Below are 819 nucleotides of genomic sequence, written 5' to 3'. Positions count from 1 at the left end.
CCGACGGCCGCCACAACTGGACGGACGTGCTCGGGCGCCTCGCCGCGCTCGGCGGCGAGGCGCCCGCCGAGGACGCGCCGCCGACGCTGTTCTCGATCGGCAACATCCGCATCAGCGACGGCCTCGTGCGCGTCGACGACCGCGTGCGCGGCATCACCCACGAGCTCTCCGAGCTCGGCGTGGGCGTACCCTTCGTGTCCAACCTGCCGGTGCGGGTGGATGTCTTCGTGCAGCCCTCGCTGTCGGCCAAGCTCAACGGCGACGCGCTGCTGCTGAATGCGCGCACCAAGCCCTTCGCCGAATCGCAGGAGACCATCCTCGACGTCTCGCTGAAGGCGTTCGACCTCACGCCCTGGGTCGCCTACCTGCCGATCGAGCCGCGCTTCCGCCTGCCCTCGGCGCTGCTGACGACCAATGTCGAGCTCTCCTTCAGCCAGCCGGCCGATGGCGCGCCGGTGCTGTCGCTGCGCGGCCCGCTGCAGGTCGACAAGCTCGTGCTGCAGGACCGCGACGGCGCCCCGGTCGCCAGCGCGGATGAGGTGGAGCTCGAGTTCGCCGATGTGCAGCCGATGATCGGGCGCTGGCACTTCACCCGGCTGCGCCTGGCGCGGCCGGAGATCGACCTGGTGCGCCTGAAGGATGGCGGCCTCAACGTGCTCGGGCTGATGCCGCCGCCGGCAGCCGAAGGGGCGAAGAAGGCGAAGGGCAAGGCCGCGAAGGCGTCCGCCGACAAGGCCGCCGCGGCGCTGGCGCAACAGCCCGTCGAGCCGGCCGTGGTCGCCGCGCAGGCGGGCGAGGGCGCCACGGCGCCAGCCGCCG

1 protein-coding gene is annotated in these 819 nt (G+C 72.9%); it reads left to right on the top strand.

The genetic code is table 11. The features are described from left to right. Nucleotides 1-819: DUF748 domain-containing protein (locus C667_RS23500; protein ID WP_004391071.1), on the top strand; the 819-nt coding region annotated here is incomplete at both ends.

Origin of the sequence: Thauera phenylacetica B4P (assembly GCF_000310225.1) — a bacterium.
GTDB lineage: Bacteria > Pseudomonadota > Gammaproteobacteria > Burkholderiales > Rhodocyclaceae > Thauera > Thauera phenylacetica.
Note: the sequence above shows the minus strand (reverse complement) of the source record. Positions and strands in the feature narration are given on the sequence as shown.